Here is a 26,415-nt window from a genome sequence, read left to right as displayed (position 1 = left end):
ATTGTTTACTGCTTCTTTAGCATAACTGCATACGTACAGACAGCCTATGTTTCCATTTTAATCTTTTTGTGCTTTTCGATAATTTTGGACAAGGCTACAATTTACGAAATTTACCCGGTGTTATTCCGAAATACTTTTTGAAAATTTTGTTGAAATGAAAATAATCCCGGTACCCTACCCGCTCCACGATCTCTTGAATGGATAACGAAGTATCCTGCAGCAATTCTTTAGCCAGATTCAACCTTTTGTTCATCACATACTCCATATACGTTTTTCCCGTTTCCTTCTTCATAAGAGCGCTCACATATCCGACGGTGATATGGAACTTCTTTGACAAATCAACGAGCATAATATCCTCCGTAAAGTTGGCATCGATATATTCGATGATTTTCTTTACCATCTCATTGGAAATGTGCAGCTCTTCGCCGGTTTGCTGCCGGAAAATGGCCTTCAGCTTTCCGAACAACTCCTCGACCAAGCGGTACTGGCGAAACAATTGATCGTAGTTCATATATTCGATTTCATAATCTGCGTCGGTACTGCTGTAATATTTGTATGAGAGCAAAACGATTTGATTGTACAGCGCGCATAATTGGTCGATCTGCATGGACCGCTCTTTGCATTCGGTGCATAGCTCATCCAGCAATCTGTTCACTTGCTCCGGCTTTTGCTCCTTTACGGCCACTTCGATTTGCAGAATCGTTCCCATCCATGCCAAGGGATGATCGGCTGCCTGTTTATATTCGATGATCCGGCTTTCGAGCCGGGTGAAGAAGCTGCAAAGGGCAATATCCGATTCCTGATAGAGCTTGGCGACAGGCGTAGAATAGACACCGATTCCGCTGATCCCGATACACCGGGCGTCGGACAAATGATCTGAAATAAAATCAAGTAAACCGGTCGGATACTTCAATTCGTCATAATTGATCAGGAAGGAGACTTTATTCTGTCCCGTACGAAACCGCAAATAACGGATCCCGGAGAACGCCGGCTGCGTCTCGCCCGCATCGGGAAACGATGAATCCTGGTACAGACAGCTTATGAACCGGAAGTGGGGATAATCGCAATCAATTCCCCGGCTGGACAAGAAGTTCTGCAGCTTCATATTCTCATCGTACTCGAATATTTCGAAAAGATCGTCCAGCAGCAGTTCCAGTCCTTTTTGCACCTTCTGCTTCTCCTCAAGCGTCGCTTTCAACCGTTCCAACGCATCGGTCAGCTTGTCCTTATCGACCTGCTTGAGCAAGTAATCGAAGGCACCGAACCGCAGCGCTTTCTGGGCATATTCAAACTCCGAATATCCACTGATCATAATCACGTTGCTCCTCAACTCGTGGAAACGGATTTGCTCCAGAAGCTCAATCCCGTTCAAACCGGGCATGCGGATATCCGAAATGACGACATCCGGCTTCTTCTCCAGAATGATCTCCAGAGCCGACAGTCCGTTGTGCGCCTCTCCGATAACGGTAAAGCCGAGCCTTTCCCATTCGATCATTTCTCTAATCCTGTACACAACCCATGGCTCATCGTCTGCGATCAATACCGTAAACATGTTATTCAACCTCCAATGGTTCCGCATGGTCTTGTAAGGGGAAAGTGATTATAACGGTAGTTCCGGTACCGCGTTTGCTATAGATGGACATGTCGGCCTTGTCTCCGTATAAAAGCTTGATTCTCCGGTTAATATTGGGTAAACCGATTCCTTTCGTTGCTTCCCTCGCCATCCAGCCTTGGCTTTCAAACTGCCTAAGCCGGGCGACCAACTCTTTCAATTGGGTTTCTTCCATCCCGTATCCGTTATCCTGTACGATGTATTGAACCTGGTTCTGCTCCGTCATCTTCACTTCCACTCGAACGACGCCGCTGTCGATCTTCATCTCCAATCCGTGAAACACGGCATTTTCCACCATCGGCTGAAGAAGCATTTTAATTGTTTTCTGCTTCAACAAACGTTCATCCGCATCGACGACGACCCGGATTTTCCCCATGAAGCGGTATTCGATGATTTTCGCGTATTCCTTAATATGTGATATTTCATCCTGAATCGTGCTGAAATCGCCTCCTTTGACCGAATACCTGAACATATTGGATAAGGAGGCGGAGATATTGCCTATATCCTGTGCCTTATAAAAGATCGCCATGGCGCTAATGCATTCGAGCGTATTGTAAAGAAAGTGGGGGTTAATCTGATTGCGGAACGCCGAAATTTCCATCTGATTTTTCATAATTTCGATTTCGTACTTTTGCTTGATTAAGCTGTCGATCTCGTCCAGCATTTTATTCAGGTTGGCAGCGAGTACGCCAATTTCGTTATGATAGACCACTGGAAAGCGGCTTTCTCCCCCCGTCTTCGGATAGGACTTCATAAAATCCATCAGCGCTTTAATCGGTCGTAAGATACGGGTGAAAAAAATGATCAGGAAGAGACCGAGCAAACAAAACATGACCGCATATGTCGTTATGTTCAGCCTTTGTACGATATTCAATTCCTGCAGCAGCTCGTTCTTCGGTATGACGCTGATCAGCTCCCACCCGGTCCGGGACAGCGTACTCGTCTGCATGATATATCGATTGTCGTTCTTCAACTCCTCAAATTGAAACGTATCGATGCTGGGCGTATTTCCTTCGCTGGCCATAATCTCTTTGTTTTGATCAAGGAGGAATAGCCGGGAATTGGGTGTCATTTTTGCGCTCTTCAATATATTGCGGAAATTGCGGACATCCATTAAAAACACGCTATATCCCATGTATTCTTTGACCGGTGTGCTTTCCAAATTATAAATCGGAACGGAGATGGAATAGTTTGGCATGATTCCATCCGTATTCGGATTCGTCAATAAACCGGAATATTCGATCCTTGGAGGCGGCAGTCGGACGGTTTCGCCGATCCCGATACCCGAATCGGCGATCATCTTTCCTTCCGGGTTGTAAAGCTGGATGCCCCGGATATTCGCTTTCAATGCGGTGGTATTGGAGAAAACCGATTCGATCTCGTTGTACATGAGAATTCTGGACAAAAAGTCCTCCAAGTCCAAGTAGGTTTGCACCGTCGGACTATACAGCATTGAACCCGAGATTCTCTCCATGTCCGCATAAAAGCTTTCCATATTTTCTTCAACCTGATTCAATAATTTTGCGGCAGAGTCCGTTACCTTGCTCTCGACAATACGTTTGGCAACCATGTTCGAGATGACAAATGAGATCAGGAGGATAATCAACATCATCAAAATCAAATAAAGGATTTGCCTGGTAAGGCTGAGGTTACGAAAGTGTCCCATCATGCTTATCAATTCCTCTTAACCTGATCTTGCACGTAGCCATCGATCAGAGCCTGCTTCTCCGCATCCGTCAGATCCGGCGCCAACATATTATCCGGATTCTGATCGGGCTTGAATTTAAAGCCCTGCTTTTCCCCATCAGCTACGCGAAGATTCGACACCCGGGCTGTTTCGCCCATGAAACCGGTGATCACGCTCGTAAAGGCGCCCTTTAAATTGTGAGCGCTTTCAGAATCGGCATTGCCGAAATCAAGTTTGTCCAAATAACCGTTAGCAGGTTCAGGTTGCGTACCTTCATTAGCCGCGAATACACGATCGTTCGCCGCGGGGACGAACAATTGCAACAGCATTACTGCTGACAGACAGACGGCCAGGGCGCCCACCATCCAGGTTGTTTTCTTTATAAATAAATACATAATGACGATCCTCCTTAATTATTAAGCTGCTCATTCATGATTTTTCTCTTCCATACTTCATAAGATCCCTAGTTACATGCCGGGTTCCTGTGCAAGGAACCCGGCTACTATAACTTGGCGGCAGTTCTTACTTGCTATTGTCAATCGCCTTTTGAATATTCTCCAAATACAGGTCGAGCTTCAGACTGTTAAGTCCCGAGACATACGCATCCCAATCTGAGGATAGCTTTTTATTGCCCATAATGAACTTTATTGCATTATCATCGATATATTTCTTGATATTCGGTGACTGAAACTCACTTTTTCGATAACTCTGATACGCTACGACATCCCAGCTTTACATGAAACATAAGGAGATTATATTGATGTAACGAAGCTAATTGATATAATGCATCACGCAATTTTTCAATATCATTCTTACCCAGTTCCCCTCCCCCTTTCCGACCGACCGGAGATAGAATATTATATTTTTCCGATAAGATACGCTTGTTTTCCGTCCCGTAGAAATACCGGCATCGTGCTTAGAGGAGCTTCAACAAGAATAGCTTGTCCGCCTTCAAAGACACTTCCCGTACGCGCATCCGTCCATGTTGAACCTCCAGGCAAATATACCTCTCTTGATACGGCGCCTTCATAAAGAATAGGAGCCACCAACAGATCTGGACCATACAGGTATTCGTCCTTGATATCCCAGACCTTATCGTCATTCTGGAATTCATAGAAGAGCGGCCTCATCACCGGCGCGCCTTTCTCATGGGCTTCTTTCATCAGCTCACGGGTATAGTCTCTTAAAGCTTCCCGCAATTCCATATATTTAACCAATATCTCGTAAGCCTCGTCCCCAAAGCTCCATACCTCGTTGTTTCCGCCGGTACTTAATGCTTTGCTGCCGTCTTTTCTGAATACTTCCTTGCCTCCCCTGCGATCGCCGTGCAATCTCATAACAGGGCAGAAAGCCCCCCATTGGAACCATCTGATTAATAATTCACGGAATTTGGGATCGTCCGGGTTACCTCCTGCAAAGCCTCCGATATCCGTCGTCCACCAAGGGATCCCCGCCATTCCCATATGAAGGCCTGCAACGATTTGTTTTCTGAAATCTTCAAATGAAGAATGAATATCTCCCGACCACACTAATGCGCCATATCGTTGGCTGCCTGCCCAAGCGCAGCGAACCGTGTTTACGATTTTGTCCTGTCCTTCCGCCTGCATTCCGTCATAAAAGGTTTTGGAATAGCGCTGCGGATATATATTTCCGATTTGAACATTAGGTCCCATAGCGTAGCGATAATTATCGAAGTCATATACATCGTATTCAGGTTCTGCTTCATCCAGCCAGAAGATGTTGATTCCATAATCATAATAATTCTTCTTGCATTTTGACCATACATACTCCCTGGCTTTAGGGTTTGTAGCATCAAAATAAATACTGGAAGGGAACCAATCCATCATGGCAACTTGGACTCCCCTTTCAGCTTTAATCAAATAACCCTTTTGGCGCATTTCTTCAAAATTTTCGCTATAGCGGTCAACCTGCGGCCAAACCGAAACCATCAATTCGATTCCCATGGATTTCAGCTCATCCACCATTGCCTTCGGGTCAGGGAAAAATTCTTCCTCAAATCTAAAGTCCCCCTGTTTGGGCCAGTGGAAAAAGTCAACTACGATTACATCGATCGGCAGCTTTCTTCGCTTATATTCCCTTGCAACCTCGAGCAGCTGTTCCTGATTATAATATCTTAATTTGCACTGCCAGAAGCCAAGTCCATATTCAGGCATCATGGGAACGGTACCAACCGCTTTTCCGTACGCGGCTTCTATTTCTGCCGGTGAATCGCCTGCTGTTATCCAATAATCCAGCTGTTTTGTGCTTTCTGCAACCCATTCCGTTCTATTATTCGCGAAGTTAACTTTTCCGATCGCCGGATTATGCCATAAGAAGCCATACCCTTTGCTGGAATACAAAAACGGGACGCTGGCTTGGGAATTGCGATGAGCCAATTCAAGCGTGGAGCCTTTCAAATCAAAGGTTTCTTGCTGGTATTGACCCATTCCGTAGATTCGTTCACCATCATTTCCGGCAAAAGAAACCGTTAATTGATGATCCCCTCCGATAATTGGCTTGAATGCTCTTGACCGAAGCTTCAAAGCTCCGCCGCTGCCTATTTCTTGAAGCAATAATTCTCCTTTATCATTGTAAAAGGAAATTCGTCCCGGAGTATCCCACCACGAATGTCTGACCACCGCCTTTATCTTACCGTTTTGAATGGTAGCGGTTTGAGCTTCATGATCGATCTCTATCGCAGCTTCCGCATCGCCATTAACAGGCAGTAAGGCATAGTCCGTATCCAGTATTTCACCCATCATTCGGGAGCGGATACGTAAACTATTTTCACCCCATCCTTCAATTTGCAAGCTTTCTCCGTTATTCTCAAAGATCAGCTTCCCATGTTCGACAGTAAAAAAATTCATGAATATCCCCTTCCGCAAAAGCGTTAAAGTCCAATTGTATTGCTTATTAAATTCCGCGCTTCATTCTCGAAGCAAGAGGAACTTGTCCATTGGGGAGACAGGAATGATGAACGGATTTCCCTCAAACGGTCAATAAGACGTAACGCTTTCCGCTTTCTACATGGAACCCGATCCATCCATTCGCATCTTGAACATATTGAACCTCTTTGCCATCCTGGGTAATCCTGACCTTCCGCTTGGCAAGAACTTGGCAAGACTGCGTTATGGAAACTTCGATTTCCGCCTTTGACAACGCGCCGTTGTTCCATTCCAAATCGACTTCATAGCCCCCTCGGCCCCGCAATCCTTTGACAAACCCGTCTCTCCAGGAATCAGGCAACGCCGGCAGGAGTTCCAAATATCCTTGATGCGATTGCAGCAGCATCTCCGCAATTCCCGCTGTAGCTGCGAAGTTGCCGTCGATCTGGAATGGAGGATGCGCACCGAACAGATTGGCATATACGCCGCCTCTGTGAGCATTCATCGGTTCGTCACCCTTAACGAGTGTCAACATATTCGAGACTAAACGCTCTGCACGGTTGCCGTCTTTGAATCTTGCCCATAAGCCGACTTTCCAGCCAAGGCTCCATCCTGTACCCTCGTCTCCTCTAATTTCAAGCGATTTTTTCGCCGCTTGGAACAGATCGGGAGCAGACCGCTCAGTAATGAGCCGTCCCGGATAAACCCCGACAAGATGAGAGACGTGACGATGCTGAACATCCTCATCTTCGAAATCCTCGAACCATTCTTGCAACTGACCGTACTTGCCGATTTGGAGAGGCAACAGCCTTTGCTTCCTCTCTGCCAGCGTCATAGCAAAATCTTCATCGACCTTCAGCCATTCCGCCGCTTTGATGCAGTTGTCGAATAATTCGCCGATCAGTGAGAGGTCCATGGTCGTCGCCGCGCTTACGGCTCGATGCTTATCGCCAACCCGGAATTTATGCTCGGGAGAGGTTGAAGGCGAAGTAATAAAATAACCATCTTGATCTTCAATGAGCCAGTCCAAGCAGAATAACGCCGCTTCCTTCATGATCGGGTAAGCTGTATGCCGCAAATAAGCTTCGTCCCCGCTGAACGCGTAATGCTCCCACAGATGCTGAGTCAACCATACGCCGCCCATCGGCCAGAACGCCCAAACAGGGTCTCCATCCCCGAAATCGCCTACTGGCGCCGTTTGTCCCCACAAATCCGAATTATGGTGCGCAACCCATCCCCGTGCGCCATAGTTCGTTTCCGCCGTCTTCTTGCCGTTAACGGCCAGTCTGCCGATGAAATCGATCAGCGGCTCGTGCAGCTCCGCCATATTGCACGTTTCCGCAGGCCAATAATTCATTTCCGCGTTAATATTTAGCGTGTAGTTACTGCTCCATGGCGCCCTCGTCTCTTCATTCCATATGCCTTGAAGATTGGCCGGATTTGTTCCCGGGCGCGAACTGGCCATCAACAAGTAACGTCCATAATGGAACAATAGCTCAACCAGGCCTGGATCGCTGCTGCCGTATTCGGCAATGCGCCGATCCGTAGGCATATCTGCGGGAGCCTTGCTTTCGCCCAGATGCAGGGCAACCCTTCCGAACAACTTGCCATGATCGTCCACATGACGGTTTCGAATATCCGTATATTCCTTCTCGCATATAGTCTGGATCGCTACTGCGGTTAATTGTCCCGGATCGCGTTCTAAGTTGCTCGCGCCGAGCCCCATGTCAAAGCTGGTAGCCGCGCTGAAGTACAAGGTTGCGACAGTAGCCCCGATGACATGCAAGCCATCCGCATCGACTCTCATCGTTCCGTCTTCATGCGCGACAGCCAAGCGTCCATGGAATTTCATGCCATTAGACGTATTGGAATCGCCGTAACGCACGGGATCTTCCGCATCGCGGTAATTGGGCTCGACGTGCTCCGGAGCTGCGCCGGAAATCGTAAAGTGACCGCCATCCGCTTTCGATGTATATCGGAGCGGACTGTCCAGCTTGGCCCGAAAGCTTAGGAAACCCTCCTTGCCCGCCGTTAATCGCACGACAATCGCCTGATCGGGATGCGTGGCGAATATTTCACGGGAAAATTGAACACCGCCGACGTTATAGGCTACCGTCGCAATGCCGGTAGAGAGATCAAGCTTTCGGCTATACCCCCGGCGGCTTAGCTGACCGTGATCCATCACAATATTCAAATCGCCGAAAGGCAAATAGGATTGCGTATAAGGTCCCATCATTTCCTTGCAGAGCCGATCCGCTTCCTCGTATTTCTCTTGCGCGATAAGCTCCCGCACATTCGGCAGCGCCGCTTTCGCCCCCGGATTATTCCAATCCCGGGGGTAACCTGACCATAGCGTATCTTCATTTAAAGCGATCCGTTCTTTCTCAATACCCCCGAAGACCATCGCGCCAAGCCTGCCGTTGCCGACGGGAAGCGCTTCTACCCAATAGACGGCTGGGGAATGAAACTGAATATGCATATGGATTTCATGTCCTCCCTTTTAATATGAATGCATTTCTATCAATCTTCCGCTCTAAGATTCAACTCAAACTCCTTGTCGCGGTCACAGCACAGAACACCATCCACAACTTCCAGCTTGGCCACCTGAATGGACGAACGGCGCATTTCATAGCCCGAATCTTCGTTATGCCCAATAACACGGCTAGGATGAGTGAAATAAAAGATATATCCCTCTTCCCCTTGTACGACCACATCTGCGTGCAGGCCGATCGTCCCGTCATCCTCACGTTTGCCAGGTTGGTCGAGAATGAGGCCGTTTCGTTCCCAGGTCTTAAGATCATCGGAGCGGTACACGCCCTGCCCGCGCCACTCGTCTGCGATCATCCAGTAATAGCCGCCCAGGCGGAACACGTTCGGTCCTTCGTGGCCTCTTTCGGTTATCACCGGACCAATCGGCTGCCAATCATACAGATCCTTGCTCTCGGCAGCGTAGGTATGATTCCGCTGCTTAAACCACATTCGAAACATGCCGTTTGGCAGTTGGTAAACACAGGCATCAATCACGTTCTCCTCACTAATTCCAAGCGTGGACTGGAACTCCCAACGAATAAGGTCGGGGCTTGTATAATGCCTGATACGAGCCTTGCCCGTCCAATCTTCCGGTACGCCGTGGACGTAAGTGACATACATATGGTACAGCCCATCATGCCAAATGATTTCTGGCGCCCAGAACGTATTTCTGCCCCATTCTGTTTCGAGACCTTCCAGGGTTCCCCGGTATAACCAGGTTGATCCGCCATCCGATGAAGAAGCAACACCGAGATCGGTGCCATGCACCCATCCGAATTTCGGACCCTCCTGCGTTGCGCGGCGGTTCGTATAAATCATCCACCATTCCTTGACCTGCCGATTCCAAATAACTACAGGATCTGCCGCACCGTCATAGATGGGATCCCTAAACAATGGCGATTTCATTCATTCTCCACTCCTCGCGACCTCATAACAAAATTGGTCTATATCGACATAACCCTGTTCACGCTCGCAGTTATAGCTATATAACCCGATCCGATCGCCCCTGTAATTCCCCCATCCCAGCTGATAGGCGTCTCCAAAGCCCGTAAAATGTACCCCATCGACGCTATATTCGAAACGGTTGATCCCGTCTATGTTCCACACAGACCTTAACCAAAGGGTGGAACCCGTTAATTCCGGACCCCATTCTACGGTACCCGAATTGTTAAACTTCAGAACCTTTGTCCCATTCTGTTGTTGAACGCCAATCGTGCAATAGGTTTGCGCAAAATGGCAAAGCCCCGCTTCTTGCCCGTCCGCCATGCCGTTGATTTCTATTGTTACGGTTGCCGCGTTGTGAACGGTTCTAAACGCTCTTTGTGTAATGATGTTGCATACGGTGAAAAAGTTGTCCTTGTCAATGGGTTGGCATGCGTGCAGACGCAAATAGCCGGGCCGGGCCGATAACGACCATTTGTCGGCTCTTGGCTGATGGTTCCATTCCCAATGCGGCTCAAGCACCGCTCGGTCAAAATCGTCATTCGTTGCAAGAACCGTCGCGGGATGTCCGTTGATGGGCTTCCTGCCTCCCCATACCATCTCCCCGATTCCGTCGCCGTCCGTATCGTTGCCGATGATCGGCCATCCGTCAACCCATGTTACGGGCAGCAAATGAAGCGTTCTCCCTTCGTAATACCCGCCCGTTCCTTGATGACTAATGAAATACCAATCCCCGGAAACGGTCTGGACAAGTCCGCCTTGATTCGGCTCCCGGTCTACATCCATGCCGTGCGTATGGATAATTTCCTTTTCCTCATAGGGCCCATAAATATGTTCGGACCTTAACATCATGACGACTCTGACTTCAACGCCTTCCTTACAGCGAACCTCGCTGTGGAAAAAATAGTAGGTTCCATTTATTTTGTAGAGCTTATTGGCTTCTCTCCCTTTGTATTGATGGATAATCGTATCGCTGTCATGCAACAGCTCTTTGCCGTCTTCACTAAGTTTAATTAAATGGATATTATAGTTATCGGCAAAATTAGTGGCAACTAGGTAGCCTTGTCCGTCATCATCCCAGAATGGACAGCAATCGTCCCAGCCGGTGACCTCCCAAACCCGATGAAGCGGCTCCCAAGGTCCAGCCGGATCGGAAGCCGTGCTCATAAACAATCCTTCATCGGGCGTGAAAAAGTACACCCAATATTTATCATTGTGGAATCGGATCGCGCCCGCCCAGACACCTCTGCCATAACGGTTCATTCGATTGTAATTGTATTCCGGGCCGATGCTTGTCAAATCATTCACAACATGCCCGATCATGCTCCAATTCACAAGATCCTTGGAATGCAGCACCGCCATCCCCGGAGAGCAATGCAAAGTAGAGGAGATACCGTAATAATCATCCCCGACTCGAATGACATCCGGATCGCTATAATCTCCGGGCAAGACAGGATTGACATAGGTGCCGTCCCCCTGATCTCCCCAGGATCCCTTCTGTGATAATAGATAGGAATTATCCTCCATAACACCGTAATCCTTTCCATTCTAAATTTGGCTTTTTTAACAAGCACGATGCTCCAGCGCCGAACGAATGACGGAAAGTCCGGAACACGCCATGCATGTTCCGGACTTCCGCTGATTCATTCAATGACTCAGCAATCTACTCGTTCATTACAGCCGCTACTTCCTGAGCGGTTAAAGCGGTCTTGCCCATGGCCAGATTCCATTGTTCTCCCAGTACCTTGAAATCGTAGAAGCTGCCGGGCTCTGTGCAAGGAGCCCGGCAGCTATAACTTGGCGGCAATTCTTACTTGCTATTGTCAATCGCCTTCTGAATATTACTTAATGCCTTTCTTGGCTGCCTCTTCGTTAACTTCTTTGATCGCCTCCGGAACGCCTTTGGCGTCGTATCCCTTAACGATTTCTTTCCACTGGGCGATCGGATCTCCTTTGCCCAAAACGACTTTAACGATGTCATCCATAATATTTGAGTCCACAGTCAATAACTTATTTTTCGCTGGAGTCGAAATCGCATCGAATTCAAAGTTGACAGGCATCGGCGTATCTTCTTGTTTGAATCGATTGAAGGTATCAATCTGCAGCTTCATTAGTGCGGCAGTTTCAGGGTCGGAGCTCACCACTTTTTTGCCCTTATACAGGAGGGGATCCCATGCGGCAAGCCAAACCAGTTTGAACGTGATCGGATATTTGTCGGCAAGCGTTTCATCTTGTTTAAGCAGGGAAACATATTGTCCATTTTCCACTTTGTAATCGACATTCTCGATTCCATTAATGCCCAGGACTCTGTATTCATCAGACAGCATGTAATCCATCACTTGTAGCGCCCGTTTGAATTTTTCATCGCTGAGCGTACCTGGGAAAAACGTATTGGACCAGAAAGGAGCGCCAGCCATCGTATAGCGTTTGCCGTCAGCTGCAGGCCAAATATTCAGATATCCGATTGCTTTGGAAGCGCTGACGCCTGGATTCGCTTTTTTGAATGTGGCTACTTGATCGTCAGTCACGCCTTCCATGCCGTAAAGCGCAAAGCTTTGTCCGGACAAAAACTTGTTCGTGCCGTCGGCATCTTTCTGAATCGCAAAGTCCTTGTCAAGAACACCATCCGTATACAGCGTACGAAGCTGCTGGATTCCGGTATAGGCTCTCTCCGACGTAAAGGCCGGAATCCACTTGCCGTTCTCTTGAGTCCAGTTACGGGTGGCCACCATTTCAGGGAAGCTTCCCAGGAATTGCGTTAACAGGTAACCTTTGTTGTTAACCGTCAAGCCGGCGATTCCAGGATGCTGCTTCATGACGGCTTTGGTCATGGCCAGGAATTCCTCAAAGCTTTGCGGCTCCTTTGTAAATCCGGCTTGCTCCGCCCAATCCATCCGATAACGGATTGGTCTGCCCAACCTGGCGTCGCCGATATCCTCGCTACCAAAACGCGGAATCGAATAAAATTTCCCATCCACCTTGAGCGGCTTCACAGACTCATCGGACATAAATTTTTGCAAATTCGGATATGGGCTCAAATCGTCAGGGAGCGGCTTGAGAACGCCTTGCTTGGCCCAGGTTTGGTACACCCCCATATCAATCTCGTTGGCGAACATATCGGGAAGCTGCTTGGACGCTGCCCATACTTTTGCTTTCTCCTGCCAGTCGTTCCATGTAATCTGAACCGGTTTGATCGTGATGTTGAACTTCTCGGCCAAGTCGTTGTAAACCGTATCATTCTTTGCATTCGGAGCGTCAAATCCCGCCTGGATGTCCCATACGGCAACGCTCAGCTCTATTGGCTTGCTCAAATCGTCCGCGCTTTGTGTCGTGTTAGCCGCTTGGCCCGGGGATGTATTTGGAGACTGTTCCTCCCCTTTTCCACAGCCAGTTAACACTGTCATTACGGCAAGAAGCAGCGCCACCCCAACCTTTACTCTTTGTTTCAACTTCATCTGAAAACCCTCCTTTATGTTTTTAAAACCTGAATATCTATAACAACGGCCGAAGCCATTATTATCATTCCTTTACGGAACCGATCATGATTCCCGCATTAAAATATTTCTGCAAGAAGGGATAAATCATCAGGATCGGAACGGCGGAGACGATGATCATCGCCGACTTTACCGATTCAGAATACACGTTTCGAGTTTGTGCGGCATACTGTGCGCCCATCGAATTATTCATTACCTGACTCAGATTAGTGATAGCATCTCTTAGCACAAGCTGCATCGGGTGCAGGTTGATATCGTTAATAAACAGCATCGGCAGAAACCATTCATTCCATCGGTCAACCGCATAAAACAATGACATGGTCGCCATAATAGGCAGAGAAACAGGTACAATAATACGAATGAGTATAATCAAATCATTAGCCCCGTCGATTTTTGCCGATTCCTCAAGAGAAGGATTGACGGACCCGAAGAAGTTTCTCATCAGGATCAAGTTAAATGCGTTTACAGCCACAGGCAAAATCATGACAAGTAAACTATTCTGCAGGTGAAGTCCCTGAATCGTCAAATAAAAGGGAATAAGGCCGCCTGAAAAAAACATCGTCAAGATGATGCCAAGAAAGATGATATTGCGCCCGGGCATCGAGCTCTTGGATAACGCATAAGCTCCTGCCGTCGTGACCGCCAGACTGACCAATGTGCCCGATACGGTCACGATAACCGATATCAACAAGCCATTGACGACCCGCCCTTGATGAAAGATATACTGATACGAAGAAAAATCAATCGATCGGGGCCAAATCATAACTCCCCCCGCCCTCATGTCCGATATGGTGGACAAGGATTGAACAAGCGTTTGATAAAACGGGAATGCAGTCGCAATCGCGCCGAGCCCCAAGATGAGGGTGATAAGTGCATTAGATACCGAAAACCGCTTCAATAGAGGCCCTCCTCCTTAAAAACACGTTTCACAACAAAGTTTGCCCCGAACAAGAGCAAGCAACCGATGACCGATTTCAGCAAACCGACCGTTGTTGAGTAGCCAAACCCCGTAGCATCCACAAATGCGCTGCGGTACACGAACGTATCGAGGATATCGGCACGTTCATAAACGGCAGGGTTATACAAATTGAAGATTTGGTCGAATCCGCCGTTCAATATGCCGCCGACTGCCAATATAAGCATAATCGCGGCCGTATTGCGAAGTACCGGCCATGTAATGGCTTTCAATTGCTGGTAACGGTTAGCGCCGTCAATGTCCGCCGCCTCGTAAAGCTCGGGGTTGATGCCCGCGATGGCCGCCAGATAAATAATGGATGACCAGCCTGCTTCTTTCCAAATATTCGACGTGAAAAGCAAGCCCAGAAAACTCCCGTTGTGTAACAGTATCGAATTTTTCTCGAATCCGAATAGCGCCAGAATTTGATTGAGCACACCTTGATCGTTCAGAATATTCGTGATGATTCCGCTTAACACGACCCAGCTGATGAAATGCGGAAACGTAAATACGGTTTGAAAGATCCGCTTTAGTCTTCCGAATCTCATTTCATTCAATAGGATCGCCAGCAGAATCGGAATCGGGAATTCGATAATCAAACGCCCGAAGCTGATGAGCAAGGTGTTATTAAACGCATGCTTAAAGTTCGGATCGCTCAGCACATCACGAAAGTTTTGAAAGTTGTTCCAGGGACTATCCATAATCCCCAGCATGTAATTGAAATCCTTAAAAGCAAGGACCACGCCGTACATAGGCACGTATGCGAAGATCAGAAAAAACAACACGACTGGCAATATCATCAAATAGAAGTACTTATGCTTGACTACTTCCCGCCACTTGCGACGGTTGGCTTCTAATCCCGACTGCCTCCTGTACTTGATATGACTTACTGAATTTTGCATTATCCCTCTCGCCTCCAATTCTTCTCTATGAGGAAAATTATAAAGCAAGCGCTTTCTTAAAGGTATGTCGCTGGATTAGAGCTTTATTTTGTATTCTAAAATAATTCCATGTCGAATATGGTATGAAATTGTCGAGAAAACTAACTAAAGGACAAGTTTTCGATAAGGAGTACAAAAAACGGGCCCCTTTTCAAAAAGGAGCCGGATTGGAGTTATTCTGATTTTGATCGTAGCGATACCCTCGTGGCGGAACGCCCATTATTTTTTTGAACATTTTACTGAAATAAAAATAATCCTTATACCCTACATGATCCGCGATCTCATTGATCGGGATGGAGGTCGTCCGGAGCAGCTCCGAAGCTCGGTTTATTCTAAGACCGGTTAAGTATTCGGTAAAGGTTTTGTCCAGTTCTTTACGGAACAATTGCGAGATGTAATTCGGATTTAAGTTAAATTGTTTGCTTAAGCCCAGTATTGTAATGTCCTCGCCGAAGTGCTCGTTGATGTATTCCAGCATGACAGAGAATGTACTGCTGCGTCCAGGTTGTACGGAAACCTGCTGATGATCGATCTGGCCCTTCTCTTCCTGGAACAATCGCTTTAAATCATCGATCATATCCTGAACATCTTCAAACTGCTCTGCCAATTGTTCAAAAGAATAAAGATATAACTCGTCCGATTCCCTGCCCTTTCGGCTTAACTGCGAAATGCAATCGTTATACAACAACAGGGCATGCCGGATATTCAGATGGCCGCTCCGAAACATGGCCTGCAAGGAATCAAGCTGCGCAATAAACGCCTGGTCATCTCCTTCTGCCAGCATGGCAAATGCCGATTTCATGTCATTCGTTTGCCATGACTCTTCCCAGGTGAAAATTTCGGCTAGAGTGAAATATTGATAAGCCTGTAGTTCTGCATTCTGGATGGCCTGCGCAAATCCCGCCGGATCGATACCCCGTTTGCTGAAACCGATTCCTTTCAAGAATTGACGGTCTTCAGAATCAAAGCTGGCCATTAACTCATCCGCATCTCTGTCAGCCATCACGTATATAAACTTGCGATAACCGATGCGTACCGTAAGGCATGGTATTTTCTCATGGATCGGCAGCCTGTCCCTTCTTACGGAAAGCATGATCCGCAAGCCGTCTTTTTCGGAGCCGGCAATGCCGGCCAAAGCCAACTCATCCCGTAATCTGCTGTGTGCTTCCGGCGTACCGGCCTCGATCAAATCAAGTATTTCCCCCTCAGGCAGCAGACGATAGGCGTCCAATTCCCGCTTGAACTTCCTGAGATACCCCGTGATTTCCATTTCGTCGAAAGGCTTGAGGCAATACCCGGAGATACCGTTCTGGATCGCCTTTTGCGCGAGAGCGAATTCCGCCAGTCCGCTGACGATAAGAAATTTGGCGGATACGCCGGCATCGTCCAATCGTTTCTTCAGCTCCAGCCCGTTCATGCCGGGCATCCGGATATCGGAAAAAATGACGTCCGGACGTATTCGTTTGACCGCTTCCACAGCTTCTTCACCGCTTAATGCATAGCCCGCAACTTCATAGCCGCTGCCCTTCCAGTCCACCGTCGCTTTAAGGCTTTTGATAACCAGCTCTTCGTCGTCCACAAGAAAGACCTTATACATTACCCTTCCCTCCTGACCGGAATTGTAATCGAGACCGTCGTTCCGCCTTCGAGCTCGCTCGTTATCCCGATTCCGTACGCTTCTCCAAAACTGATGCGAATGCGGTCATGCACATTTGCAAGTCCAATGCCGTATTCGGAATAAGCGTCAAGGATATCGGCTGCCGATTGGCGGCGTTCAATCGAAGCGTTAATCTCTGCTAACTTGACCGGACTTATTCCCGCACCGTTATCTTCGATGAATAGTAGCAGGTTCTCCCCGTCCCTATAACCTTTGATCCTGAGCACACCGGTTCGCTCAAGCGGCTCGATGCCATGCTTGATGGCATTCTCCACGATGGGCTGCAGAATCATCTTAGGGACTAGACAGGCGAGGCAATCCGAGCGTATGTCGTATTCCACTTGCAGCCGTTTGCCGAATCGGATTTGATGAATGAAGATATAGTTTTTTACAATAATCAATTCCTTATCCAAGGAAACCATATCGGGTCCCTTGATACTGTAACGGAAAAACAATGAAAGCGCTGTTGTCAGTTTGAATATTTGCGAAGAACCCTCATCCGCGGCAAGCCCTTTGATCGATTCAAGCGTATTGTACAAGAAATGCGGATTGATTTGGCTTTGTAGAAAGCTGAGCTCCGCTCTCCGTTTAATCAATTCCGTCTCATAGAGGACACGCTTGCTTTCCAGCAAACGATCCGTCAAATCCTCAATTTCCATGAGCATTTCATTAAATCGCGATGCCATTATAATCATTTCCGCATAACCATCCACTTCGACTCTTTTGCTGAGATTTTTTTTCTCCCCGAGCGTTATTTCCCCCATCAGTCTCATTAGCTTCTTCAAAGGCTGCAGAATATTGTTGCTCACAAACAGAAGAGGCATGATCATCAAAACGAGTGCGATTGCAACCATGATAAGCTGCTGTAGACGGATCTTGTTAAGACCTTGAAGAAGCACGCTGTTCGGCATTTTTATGATAATTCCGCCATGCAAATCCGGAATGGCTTCCCTCTGAATCAAATATTTATGTTTTTCGTCCAACAATGTAGCTTCAGGAATAGGCTCCCCCAGCTTGATTGAATCATCATTCGTAAAAAAGAGCCTTCCGTTTCGATCCGTCATGTACACTAAAGCTCCCTCGGGTAAATGGACAGGGTTGCCGTCGCCGAAAAGCAATCGATTATTGATGATCAGCAGTAAAGTGCCAAGTTCATTTTTTTTCGTTTCAAAATCAGTTGTAGAGTAGATACGAGCTCCTGCCACCAATACCGGCGTTGGATTATAAGGCAAATCGATCATTTTAAATCCCAAAAAATAATACAAGTTATCTCGCGGAATCTCCCTGGAAATAACCGTTAGTTGATTCGCATTGGCCAGGAGATTGTAGACGGCGCCGTCTTTGTCGACCAATGCGATATCCAGAATTCCCTCTTTCATCCCCGCCATATCCGACAAATAAGCTTGCAACTGGGTAAACAATTCAAACTTTTGGGTTGGATCTGCAGCACTTAAAAATTTTTGTACGGTTTTGTTGTAGGCAACCGTTTCAATACTTCTTTTGTAATCATTACTACTCGAAGAAATGGACTGATTCAGCTGCGAAATAATTCCTTTTACATATTCTGTGTTATTCCTCTTTACAACATTGATGGCACTCATATAATTTGCCGCCATGATCAAAAGCATAACCGAAACAATTAATAAACCTAATAAAGATAACTGAACCATAATGGGAAGTTTCTTAAAATAAGACAGTTTCATTTGAGTTTTCCTTCTTCGATAGTTATTTTCGTATGATTTATTCTCTCAAATTCATTGGTTATTTGAAAGAGGCAAATAGTTGCCGCATTCCTAGCCGCCTAAACCAATCTATGTTCGAAAATGAGAAAAACCGCCACTGTAAAAGGGCGGTCGATTTAAAGATAACCGTAGAGACCTCTTAACTTTTCTAGCCTAACAGATGAGGAAGGCGCCAAAGCCTTCCTCCCGCTCGGTTGCGGTCTTAACCGTTTTATTATCTGCATTATCGGTCGCCGTATACGTGATCGTGTAGATACGGTCTTTTTCTGCACGCAAACTGATAGACGTATCCCCAGTACCGATATCGGCCTCAATGTCGCCGAGCCCAGTATCCGGTTGATTGCAGGTGACGGAGGTCTGATCAGATCTCCATGAAGAACCGCTTGTTTGATATAGTCGGCCTGCCAATAGGCCAGCGCCCCGATTGTCTCCGTCGGATTGAAGGCGGACATCGTCGGAAATAACGAATTGCCGGCTACGAATAAATTGCGGGTTCCGTGAACCTTGCCGTACCGATCGGTGACCGATTCCAGCGGATTCTCTCCCATTCTCGTTCCGCCGCTGGGGTGCCGCAACTGCCATGGCTGTTGAACATCGGTTCCTCCCCAAATATTCAAAGCTTTGGCTGCCTGCAAAATTTCGACTGCTTTCGAATAATAGTATCGGTGCTTCTCCGCCACCTGCGGGCCCCAACTGAACGTAAGTCTCGGCAGCGGAAAACCTAATCCGTTCTTGGCATGGGGATCGAGATCGATAAAGTTCGTTTGAAGCGGAGGATCTGTCAGATAACCATGACATGTAATAACGGCTGAAGGTTCGCGCGACGAACGCTTTGAGTTGTGGCCCCCAAGAGGGTATGCCTTCCGGCAACGGAATCGATTTCATAAACTCGATCGGCTGTCCCGCCGCTCCAGCGGGGTGAGCTCCAAAGAGATAACCGCTCGTGATGAAGCCCGGATCAGGACGATCAGATCGGTTTTCCATAAAATCCGTAATAGCCATTACCGTATGAGTAGGTCCGATATGGACATTCATTCGCACATCGAAAAATCCGAATACTCCGAAGTACGGATGGTCGCGGAAATATTTTCCAAACTGCCCGTTTTGATTACCGATCCCGCCCGGAGCATACGGATTGCACAGAGAAGCAGGAGCCACACGTTATACAGCATATTGGCGGCGACAATGACGATACTGGCGGTGAGTTCGTAGATTGTTCCGCTTGAATCCATGCACACAACCCCATCCGCCTGCTGCGGAGAACTCATTAAAATTTTGAACACGTGCCCATTCAAAGAAGGATGCTACAAAGAAGGAGCGAAGAGCAAAACATACTCTGTAAGGATTACTTCCGCTGAACACACAGAGCAAAAAATGTTCCAAAAAAGTGAGTACTTCAAAACGAAGGCGAAGGAACGCTACAAAATTGAGGCGAAGAATAGTGAACTGAAACACCGACACGGGTATGATGTAGCGACATCCTCGGGTCTAAATGGCATGCAGTTACAAGGTACTATGGCGATCTTCGCTGTGAATTTAAAACGAATATTGAAGTTACAGAACTAGAGAACGCTGCTTCAAGAACGGAGTTAAATAGCAAAAGACGACCTTCGCTCCACGAGATGTGAGAGAAGGTCGTCTTTTTTTTGTACAGATACTATTACTCAGGAAACAACCTAGGTTCTTCAGTGGCCTCGGCTGCTTATATATATCCGCCCGTTCCTTGATGGCTTATGAAGTACCAATCCCCTGAAACCGTCTGGACAAGTCCGCCCTGATTCGGCTCCCTGTCTACATCCATGCCGTGAGAATGGTTAAGCTCCTTTTCCTCATAGGGCCCATAAATATGTTCTGCCCTTAACATCATGACGACTCTGACTTCAACGCCTTCCTCACGGCGAACCTCGCTGTGGAAAAAATAGTAGGTTCCGTTTATTTTGTAGAGCTTATTGGCTTCGCTCCCTTTGTATTGATGGATAATTGTATCGCTGTCATGCAACAGTTCTTTGCCGTCTTCACTTAGTTTAAATAAATGGATATTATAGTTATCGGCAAAATTAGTGGCAACCAAGTAGCCTTGTCCGTCATCGTCCCAAAACGGACTCAGGCTCTTTGTCGTATATAAAGATGACAACAATTTTGTCGGAATCCATATCGGTCATCCAGATGCCGCTGTCGAGCCCAAGCAACGTCTGTTTGACAATCATTCGGGCTGCATGGAGCTCATTCAACACATCTTTACTATCCATGCCGCTATATCCGTTAATTTGGACAATCCCTGCATAACCGAATTCGCCTTTTCGTCGCCGCAGCTGTTTTAATTGAATTCCCATATCACATCATGATAACCACCTCCCTGCATTAATCCTAAAGCTTAATGAAAAAGAGGCCCCTAACCTCAGAGTTGAGATTGGGGGCCTCTCGTCTTGTTTTTCCAGATGACGCCCGCGAAAATCCGTTTAAGCTAGATCACGATTCTAGCCCACCGGTTCAGAATGTCCACTTGTGCTTGGGCGAACGATTTGCCGGTTTGATCCGTTACTTGGCCAATATAGTCGGCCATGATATCCTTTGCCGAAGCGGTCTGGCCGACAGCAGCCTTCGCTTTCGCCTGATCCAGCAGTTTATTCAAGGAATCTGCGACCTTATCCCATCCTTTGGCATTCGTTGCCTTCAGGAATGCCGTAGTTACTGCCTTCAAGCTGTCAAACGTCACGGTTACCGTAAACGTATGCGTAACCGCCGTTTGATGGCCCGCCATATCCTCCGCTGTGACCGTCACATTATGCCGACCGGACTCCAGGCTGTACGCCTTCGCCTGAAGCAGCGGTTTATCGCACGGCGAACCGTAAACGCCCGAAATAACATCGGTCACGCTGCACGTAATGAGGATATCCTGATCGATCGTGTACGATGCCGCCCCTATTATTTGCGCCACCGGCGCCGTAAGATCGATCTTGATCTCCAGCGATTTCACTTCACCCGAATCGACGGAACGGCGGTATTGAATCTGATGCGTTCCCTCTTGGTCCAGGGTGACAGGCGCGCTGTAGACTGACCAGGTGACCCCGCCGTCCAGACTGTATTCGGCGATTTTCGCAGGGGACAATGTAACGGTTACCGGCGATGTATACCAACCGTTCTTGCCGCTTGATGCTGCAGGATCTACAGACGTAGTGATATCCTTCCACTGCAGGCCTTTGAGTGCCGCAAGCAGTTCATCGGATGCCGCATCGATCTCAGCCTGTGTTGCAGCTGCTTTGCCGTATACCGCTTGCGCATTGGTTACTTCCGCCTGAAGAGCTTGTACGCTCTCCTCTGTGTAAAGCTCGGTATCGATTCCCCCGGCTTGTTCCAGTAATACCGGAAGCAACGTCTTGTCGATCCACTCCGCCGTATTATTGTAGACAGCTTTAATCTCGTCATCGGTTAAGGAGTGATCATAGATGCGGAATTCGTCAATCATTCCGTTAAACAGCGGATCAGGCCATTGGCTCTTGCCGATGTAATTTTTGCTTGGTTTAAAATCGCTTGGCTTGATCGTAATGCCGGTTTTGGTCGCCTTCAGTTCACCGTTGACATACAGCTTCGCCGTACCGCCACCGAGCGTCACCGCTACATGCGCCCATTGATTCGCGGCAAGCTGCGACGTTTCCACGATTTGTTCGCCGCCGCCGTTCTTGATCGCGAACCGCAGCGTATTGCTGCCCGATCTCGGCGTAAGGAACAGATATTGGCTTGTGTTGTTGCCGAAGTCGAAGATTCGCTGCCACTGGCTGCTTCCCTTCCAGTACACCCAGGTTGCCAGGGTAATCTCGTTGTAAGTGAACAAAGGATGTGCCGTCGGCAGCGTCACGTAGCTGTCCGTACCGTTCAGGCTGATCGCTTGCCCGATTTTCCCTGTCATGTAAGATGCGGTTCCCGAGACAGTACCGCTTGTCGTCCCGAAGGAATTGTTTGCATTGCCTTCAAACGAATAAACCGACAGCGGGACGCGAACAAGCAAGCCTTCGGCTTTAGCCAGATCAGCGGCAAGCGCCGTTTTATCGGCATCCGGCAAAGCGATCGCCGCCAGAAACCGCTCCACTTCCTGCTGATACAAGTAGTAGCTGCCCTTGGTATAGTTATTAGGCGGCAGGATATTGAGGTTAACTTTAAAATCGACCGTTTGACTGACCTCATACAATCCGTTGCTTACTGTAAAGGTGACATAATTGTCTCCGTAATTCGTTGGAGTCGGAGTCCAAGTGAAGATGCCCGCTGCCGTATCGAACGACGCGCCCGAAGGAAGCTTGGCAGCGCTGTATATCAACGTCGCCCCCGTCGGATTCGTTGCTTTTACCTGATACGTAATCGCTTGTGTTGCTGTAAGCTCCACCGTTTCATTGGGGGCGATGATGATTTCTGCAGCCGGCAACGCCGTATTATAGATGCGGAAGTCGTCCACCAGTCCGTCGAGATATGGATCGCTGGAATTTTGCGAGCGTCCGATCCAATTCTGTGTCGTGACGCCAAGGTCGGATGGTTTAATAGTCATACCGGTATTGCTGCCTACCTGCTGGCCATCGACATAGAGCGTTCCCGTTGATCCGTTCAGGGTTACAGCACATGATGCCATACGCCCGTTGTCAGCGGCGCCGTCCCGTCGATGTCTTGCTCGTGGGTATTGCCGCTGGTTGTAATTCCAAAACGGATTTTGCTGTTATCCGCGTTCTTTGGCGTCAGGTACATGTAGGTGTTCGTACCGGAACCGAAGTTGAAGATCTGAGTCCCGTTGCTCGCCGAATTCAGATATACCAAAGCCGTTACGGTAATGGCGGAATCGCCGGAAACGACGCCGGATGGAAGCGCGACGTATTGGTTCGTTCCATTCAAACTCACGGCGTTGCCGTATTTGCCGGCCACCCGACTCGCGCCGCCAACCAATGTGCCGTGCCAGCCGTTGCCGGTCGAATCGATAGCCGTCGTTCCATTTGTCTCGTCAAACGGCAGGTGCGCTACGGTCATGGTATCGCCAGTCTCTCCGAATACCTTGAAATCGTAGAAGCTGGCTTTTGCCCCGCTTGGCAGGCCGGACACGGTAATCCTGACATACCGGGCGGTTGCAACAAAGCGATCGCTTTGGACTTGGACATTATTACCATTGCCGCCCTTATCAACTCTCACGGTCCAGTTGACATTATCATTCGATGTTTCGATCTTATAGGAATAATAGGCGTTAGGCTGCTCCCACATCACTTGGGTACCGCCTGTAATATACTTGCTTGAGCCAAGGTCTACCGTCCACCAGTGACCGGTGAGTCCATCATTGGCACTCCAGCGTGTCGAAGTGCTGATGTCGTTCCCACTGTCAGCAGGGTTGGCCGGCTCAGAACTATCCGTACTTGCGGGCTTGCCAAGTGCCAGATTGACAGGGTCTCCAAATACTTTGAAATCGTAGAAGCTGGCACTGATTCCGCTTGGAACTCCGGTGACGGTTAGTCTGACATACCGGGCAGAATCCGTAAAGTAGTCGGTTTGAACCTGTTCCGTACTGGCATTATTGGTCTTGTCAACCTTCAAGGTCCAATTGGTATTGTCCTTTGATGTTTCGATCTTATACTGGTATGCGACACCGCTCTTTTCAAAGCTTACCTGGGTTCCATATGTAATATTCTTGATTTTGCCAAGGTCGACTTTCACCCAATGACCAGCAGCTCCATCAGCAGCAATCCAACGAGTTATAGAGTTACCGTCGACTGCTCTAGAAACTGGAATTCCTGTAAGTGTGCTATCCGAACTAGCGGCCTTGTTCTCAGCCAGATTCGCTGTTTCTCCAAGCACCTTAAAATCGAAGAAGCTGGCCCAAGCACCAGTTGGAAGTCCGGTCACGGTAATTCTGACATACCGGCCAGTACCCTTAAAGATATCGTTCTGGATTTGGTCCGTGCTGGTATTATTGGTCTTGTCAACCTTTAAGGTCCAATTGACATTGTCATTGGATGTTTCAATCTTGTATTGATAGGCTTTGCCGATCTGTTCCCACATCACCTGGGTTCCCAGGGTAATATCCTTGCTTGCGCCCAGGTCCACCGTCCACCAATGACCAGTATTTCCATCATTCGCACTCCAACGGGTCGAGGTACTGCCGTCGTTTCCTCTCGAAACCGGATCAGCTCCTTGCGAACTAGATGCACTGGCGGGCCTGTTCAACGCCAGATTGATTGGAGCCGGCGATGGAAATTGCGGCATTGCTTCGGGTACAGGATCTCCGGAAGCAATAAAGTTAATGTTGCTGGTATAGCCGTTCGTAGTAAAATTCCCTTGAGCGGCATTCGTAATGACCGTTCCGTTCATTTTTAAATTTTCAAATGTTATATTTTGAATCATACGGGTGGAATCGTAGCCTTCAATCGGATTGGTGCCTAAACCACTGCCGGTATAGGAGACATTCTTGAAATTCTTGAAATGAACATTGTTAATTCCACGACCATGGCCATAATCCCATTTCTTGACACTCATAACTAAAAATCGGCCTTCTCTGGTATCATCGATCCGAATGTCATTGAAGTTAACATTCTGGATCAGATTGCCATCAGCGGAAATGAACTGTATCCGCTGTCCACCATTGTATATCCAGAGGTCCAGATTGGAGAAAGTAACATTTTCTATTGTTTGCCCGCCGCCAGGCGCCCATGTAAAACCATGAGTACCCATATTGATTGGACGAGCAAGATCGGGCATCAGAATAGAGTTCGTTAACGTAATATTTTTGGTATCGCCATACCAGACATTTCCGCCATTAGCGCGCGCATTATAGATCGCGACCGAATCATCATGACTGCGTATAAATGAATCATTGATGGTAATATTGGTAGCGGCAAATGTATCTATCCCATCCCCCCATTTATTAGCGCCAAAGGCTTTAAAGTTATTGATTAGAACATTGGATGTATTTCCGAGATTTATAGCGCAACCACCTCCATCCGCACTACCGTAATTACTAACGATGATCCCATCAATCGTGATTTGGTTCGAATTGTCAACGGATATGGCTCTTCCCGCAGGACGATCAAGTACACCACGGCCTATAACTTTGGCATTGGTGGCACTATTCAAATTAATGGAGCCTTGGATGACCGCTCCACCGGCGACATAAAGCGTCTTGCCACTAGGCACGGTATAGTCCTGTTGATAAAGACCGGGACCAAGATAAATGACATTCGGGTCACTAGGGCTTGGAGGATTGACTTCCAATGGATTTGCAAAGATCATTAGATGCTTATTTACATTCCCGTTCACTTCTACAGAGAGCTTCATTGGACCAGATATGGAAAATGTCATCGTATTGCCGTTAATGTTAGGGGTGATCGTCGTGTTCAAACCACGAATTCGAGACGATGTAATCGTTCCGATGTTATAGGTCACTGACATCTCGACCTGACCGTCCGTATCGAAATAAACAAAGGAAGCATTTGTTTTCGTAGGATACCCGACAGTGTTTCTATACTCATCCAGATCCTGCCAGACTCCGCCCGTTTCCCGTACTTTCACCGTATAATCGGTGTTAAGGGGGACACCCGCTGGTGCAGGATATACCGTTAATGTCGTAGCTGCCTCAACTTTTGACGGAAAGTTTACCGCCATTGGGATGAAAGCGATTGCAAATGCAAGCAGAAAAGCAAACAGCCTGGATCTTATTTTACTTCCGTTAACAAATAGATTTCTCAATTTACTTTCAACTCCTTCAATTAATATTAATGCTTTAATGATTCAAATCAAAAGCAACTTTTTGGGATAGCATGCCATGCATCATAAGTAACGCCCTTTGCCAATTCCAATGAAAACGCTTCCATTTTTCTGTTAATGATGGGATGTAACATCCCGGGCGAGAAATGTTACATCCCATGCTGTGCTGTTTTGTTCTATTTAATACCCATTTCTTGCGCTTTAGCGTTTACTTCGGTAATGGCTGTCTGCAGCCCTTTGGCG

17 protein-coding genes and 2 pseudogenes are annotated in these 26,415 nt (G+C 47.7%); 1 reads left to right on the top strand and 18 read right to left on the bottom strand.

What is annotated here, in order from left to right; genetic code table 11:
- Positions 1 to 94: 94 nt before the first annotated feature.
- From ASG81_RS09250 to ASG81_RS33885, 13 genes are all read right to left on the bottom strand, one after another.
- The gene (locus tag ASG81_RS09250) at positions 95 to 1,552 is read right to left on the bottom strand and encodes a response regulator (RefSeq protein WP_056632328.1); all 1,458 of its coding nucleotides are present in this window, start codon (positions 1,550 to 1,552) and stop codon (positions 95 to 97) included.
- Position 1,553: 1 nt separating this feature from the next.
- Positions 1,554 to 3,281, bottom strand: coding sequence for a cache domain-containing sensor histidine kinase (locus ASG81_RS09245; protein ID WP_056632325.1), 1,728 nt, complete (start codon positions 3,279 to 3,281; stop codon positions 1,554 to 1,556).
- A 5-nt stretch (positions 3,282 to 3,286) separates the two neighbouring features.
- Positions 3,287 to 3,694 carry a hypothetical protein gene (locus tag ASG81_RS09240; RefSeq protein ID WP_056632322.1) on the bottom strand — a complete coding sequence of 136 codons (408 nt, stop codon included), beginning with the start codon at positions 3,692 to 3,694 and terminating at the stop codon, positions 3,287 to 3,289.
- 462 nt (positions 3,695 to 4,156) lie between these two features.
- Positions 4,157 to 6,166 (bottom strand): glycoside hydrolase family 31 protein, encoded by a 2,010-nt coding sequence (locus ASG81_RS09235; protein WP_056632319.1) that lies wholly within the window; start codon positions 6,164 to 6,166, stop codon positions 4,157 to 4,159.
- Between the two features lie 121 nt (positions 6,167 to 6,287).
- The gene (locus tag ASG81_RS09230) at positions 6,288 to 8,663 is read right to left on the bottom strand and encodes a glycoside hydrolase family 95 protein (protein WP_056632315.1); all 2,376 of its coding nucleotides are present in this window, start codon (positions 8,661 to 8,663) and stop codon (positions 6,288 to 6,290) included.
- A 41-nt stretch (positions 8,664 to 8,704) separates the two neighbouring features.
- On the bottom strand, positions 8,705 to 9,619 hold the full coding sequence (locus ASG81_RS09225) for a family 43 glycosylhydrolase (RefSeq protein ID WP_056632312.1): 915 nt from the start codon (positions 9,617 to 9,619) through the stop codon (positions 8,705 to 8,707).
- Entirely contained in the window at positions 9,620 to 11,182 is a 1,563-nt protein-coding gene (locus ASG81_RS09220; protein WP_081417220.1) for a glycoside hydrolase family 43 protein, read from the bottom strand.
- Positions 11,183 to 11,496: 314 nt separating this feature from the next.
- Positions 11,497 to 13,110, bottom strand: a complete 1,614-nt coding sequence (locus ASG81_RS09215) for an extracellular solute-binding protein (RefSeq protein WP_056632308.1) — start codon at positions 13,108 to 13,110, stop codon at positions 11,497 to 11,499.
- Positions 13,111 to 13,174: 64 nt separating this feature from the next.
- Complete coding sequence (locus tag ASG81_RS09210; protein WP_056632305.1) at positions 13,175 to 14,047, bottom strand: carbohydrate ABC transporter permease; 873 nt, start codon at positions 14,045 to 14,047, stop codon at positions 13,175 to 13,177.
- Positions 14,044 to 15,006, bottom strand: a complete 963-nt coding sequence (locus tag ASG81_RS09205; protein WP_056632302.1) for an ABC transporter permease — start codon at positions 15,004 to 15,006, stop codon at positions 14,044 to 14,046. Before ASG81_RS09205 ends, ASG81_RS09210 begins: the two co-directional genes overlap by 4 nt.
- Before the next feature lie 190 nt (positions 15,007 to 15,196).
- Positions 15,197 to 16,642: a response regulator gene (locus tag ASG81_RS09200; RefSeq protein WP_056632299.1), complete on the bottom strand. Its 1,446-nt coding sequence runs from the start codon at positions 16,640 to 16,642 to the stop codon at positions 15,197 to 15,199.
- Positions 16,642 to 18,303 carry a sensor histidine kinase gene (locus ASG81_RS09195; protein WP_162255011.1) on the bottom strand — a complete coding sequence of 554 codons (1,662 nt, stop codon included), beginning with the start codon at positions 18,301 to 18,303 and terminating at the stop codon, positions 16,642 to 16,644. The genes ASG81_RS09200 and ASG81_RS09195 overlap by 1 nt, the downstream gene beginning before the upstream one ends.
- Before the next feature lie 257 nt (positions 18,304 to 18,560).
- Positions 18,561 to 19,157, bottom strand: coding sequence for a GMC oxidoreductase (locus tag ASG81_RS33885; RefSeq protein ID WP_442952846.1), 597 nt, complete (start codon positions 19,155 to 19,157; stop codon positions 18,561 to 18,563).
- Positions 19,158 to 19,725: 568 nt separating this feature from the next.
- On the opposite strand from ASG81_RS33885, the pseudogene ASG81_RS09180 reads away from it, so the two are divergent.
- Positions 19,726 to 20,010, top strand: a pseudogene (locus tag ASG81_RS09180) (transposase); the annotation flags it as partial.
- A gap of 136 nt (positions 20,011 to 20,146) precedes the next feature.
- Here ASG81_RS09180 and ASG81_RS09175 read toward each other — a convergent pair.
- The 5 genes and pseudogenes from ASG81_RS09175 to ASG81_RS09160 all read right to left on the bottom strand — a co-directional run bounded on the left by ASG81_RS09175 (position 20,147) and on the right by ASG81_RS09160 (position 25,698).
- Complete coding sequence (locus tag ASG81_RS09175; protein ID WP_235548790.1) at positions 20,147 to 20,581, bottom strand: family 43 glycosylhydrolase; 435 nt, start codon at positions 20,579 to 20,581, stop codon at positions 20,147 to 20,149.
- Positions 20,529 to 20,777 carry a hypothetical protein gene (locus ASG81_RS09170; protein WP_056632287.1) on the bottom strand — a complete coding sequence of 83 codons (249 nt, stop codon included), beginning with the start codon at positions 20,775 to 20,777 and terminating at the stop codon, positions 20,529 to 20,531. Before ASG81_RS09170 ends, ASG81_RS09175 begins: the two co-directional genes overlap by 53 nt.
- Before the next feature lie 131 nt (positions 20,778 to 20,908).
- On the bottom strand, positions 20,909 to 22,891 hold the full coding sequence (locus ASG81_RS09165; RefSeq protein ID WP_442952845.1) for a LamG-like jellyroll fold domain-containing protein: 1,983 nt from the start codon (positions 22,889 to 22,891) through the stop codon (positions 20,909 to 20,911).
- Positions 22,892 to 22,903: 12 nt separating this feature from the next.
- Positions 22,904 to 23,071: pseudogene (locus ASG81_RS33880) on the bottom strand (LamG-like jellyroll fold domain-containing protein); the annotation flags it as partial.
- A complete protein-coding gene (locus ASG81_RS09160) occupies positions 23,044 to 25,698 on the bottom strand; it encodes a discoidin domain-containing protein (RefSeq protein WP_442952844.1) in 2,655 nt (884 codons plus the stop codon). The gene ASG81_RS09160 and the pseudogene ASG81_RS33880, both read right to left, overlap by 28 nt.
- Positions 25,699 to 26,415: the final 717 nt, after the last annotated feature.

The organism is Paenibacillus sp. Soil522 (genome assembly GCF_001428245.1).
In the GTDB taxonomy this organism is placed as follows: Bacteria; Bacillota; Bacilli; order Paenibacillales; family Paenibacillaceae; genus Pristimantibacillus.
Note: the sequence above shows the minus strand (reverse complement) of the source record. Positions and strands in the feature narration are given on the sequence as shown.

Coding starts and splice junctions, on each gene's coding strand:
- ASG81_RS09250 (WP_056632328.1), bottom strand. CDS start 1,552: ATGTTTACGGTATTGATCGCAGACGATGAGCCATGGGTTGTGTACAGG.
- ASG81_RS09245 (WP_056632325.1), bottom strand. CDS start 3,281: ATGATGGGACACTTTCGTAACCTCAGCCTTACCAGGCAAATCCTTTAT.
- ASG81_RS09240 (WP_056632322.1), bottom strand. CDS start 3,694: ATGTATTTATTTATAAAGAAAACAACCTGGATGGTGGGCGCCCTGGCC.
- ASG81_RS09235 (WP_056632319.1), bottom strand. CDS start 6,166: ATGAATTTTTTTACTGTCGAACATGGGAAGCTGATCTTTGAGAATAAC.
- ASG81_RS09230 (WP_056632315.1), bottom strand. CDS start 8,663: ATGCATATTCAGTTTCATTCCCCAGCCGTCTATTGGGTAGAAGCGCTT.
- ASG81_RS09225 (WP_056632312.1), bottom strand. CDS start 9,619: ATGAAATCGCCATTGTTTAGGGATCCCATCTATGACGGTGCGGCAGAT.
- ASG81_RS09220 (WP_081417220.1), bottom strand. CDS start 11,182: ATGGAGGATAATTCCTATCTATTATCACAGAAGGGATCCTGGGGAGAT.
- ASG81_RS09215 (WP_056632308.1), bottom strand. CDS start 13,110: ATGAAGTTGAAACAAAGAGTAAAGGTTGGGGTGGCGCTGCTTCTTGCC.
- ASG81_RS09205 (WP_056632302.1), bottom strand. CDS start 15,006: ATGCAAAATTCAGTAAGTCATATCAAGTACAGGAGGCAGTCGGGATTA.
- ASG81_RS09200 (WP_056632299.1), bottom strand. CDS start 16,642: ATGTATAAGGTCTTTCTTGTGGACGACGAAGAGCTGGTTATCAAAAGC.
- ASG81_RS09195 (WP_162255011.1), bottom strand. CDS start 18,303: ATGAGTGCCATCAATGTTGTAAAGAGGAATAACACAGAATATGTAAAA.
- ASG81_RS09170 (WP_056632287.1), bottom strand. CDS start 20,777: ATGGGAATTCAATTAAAACAGCTGCGGCGACGAAAAGGCGAATTCGGT.
- ASG81_RS09160 (WP_442952844.1), bottom strand. CDS start 25,698: ATGATCTTTGCAAATCCATTGGAAGTCAATCCTCCAAGCCCTAGTGAC.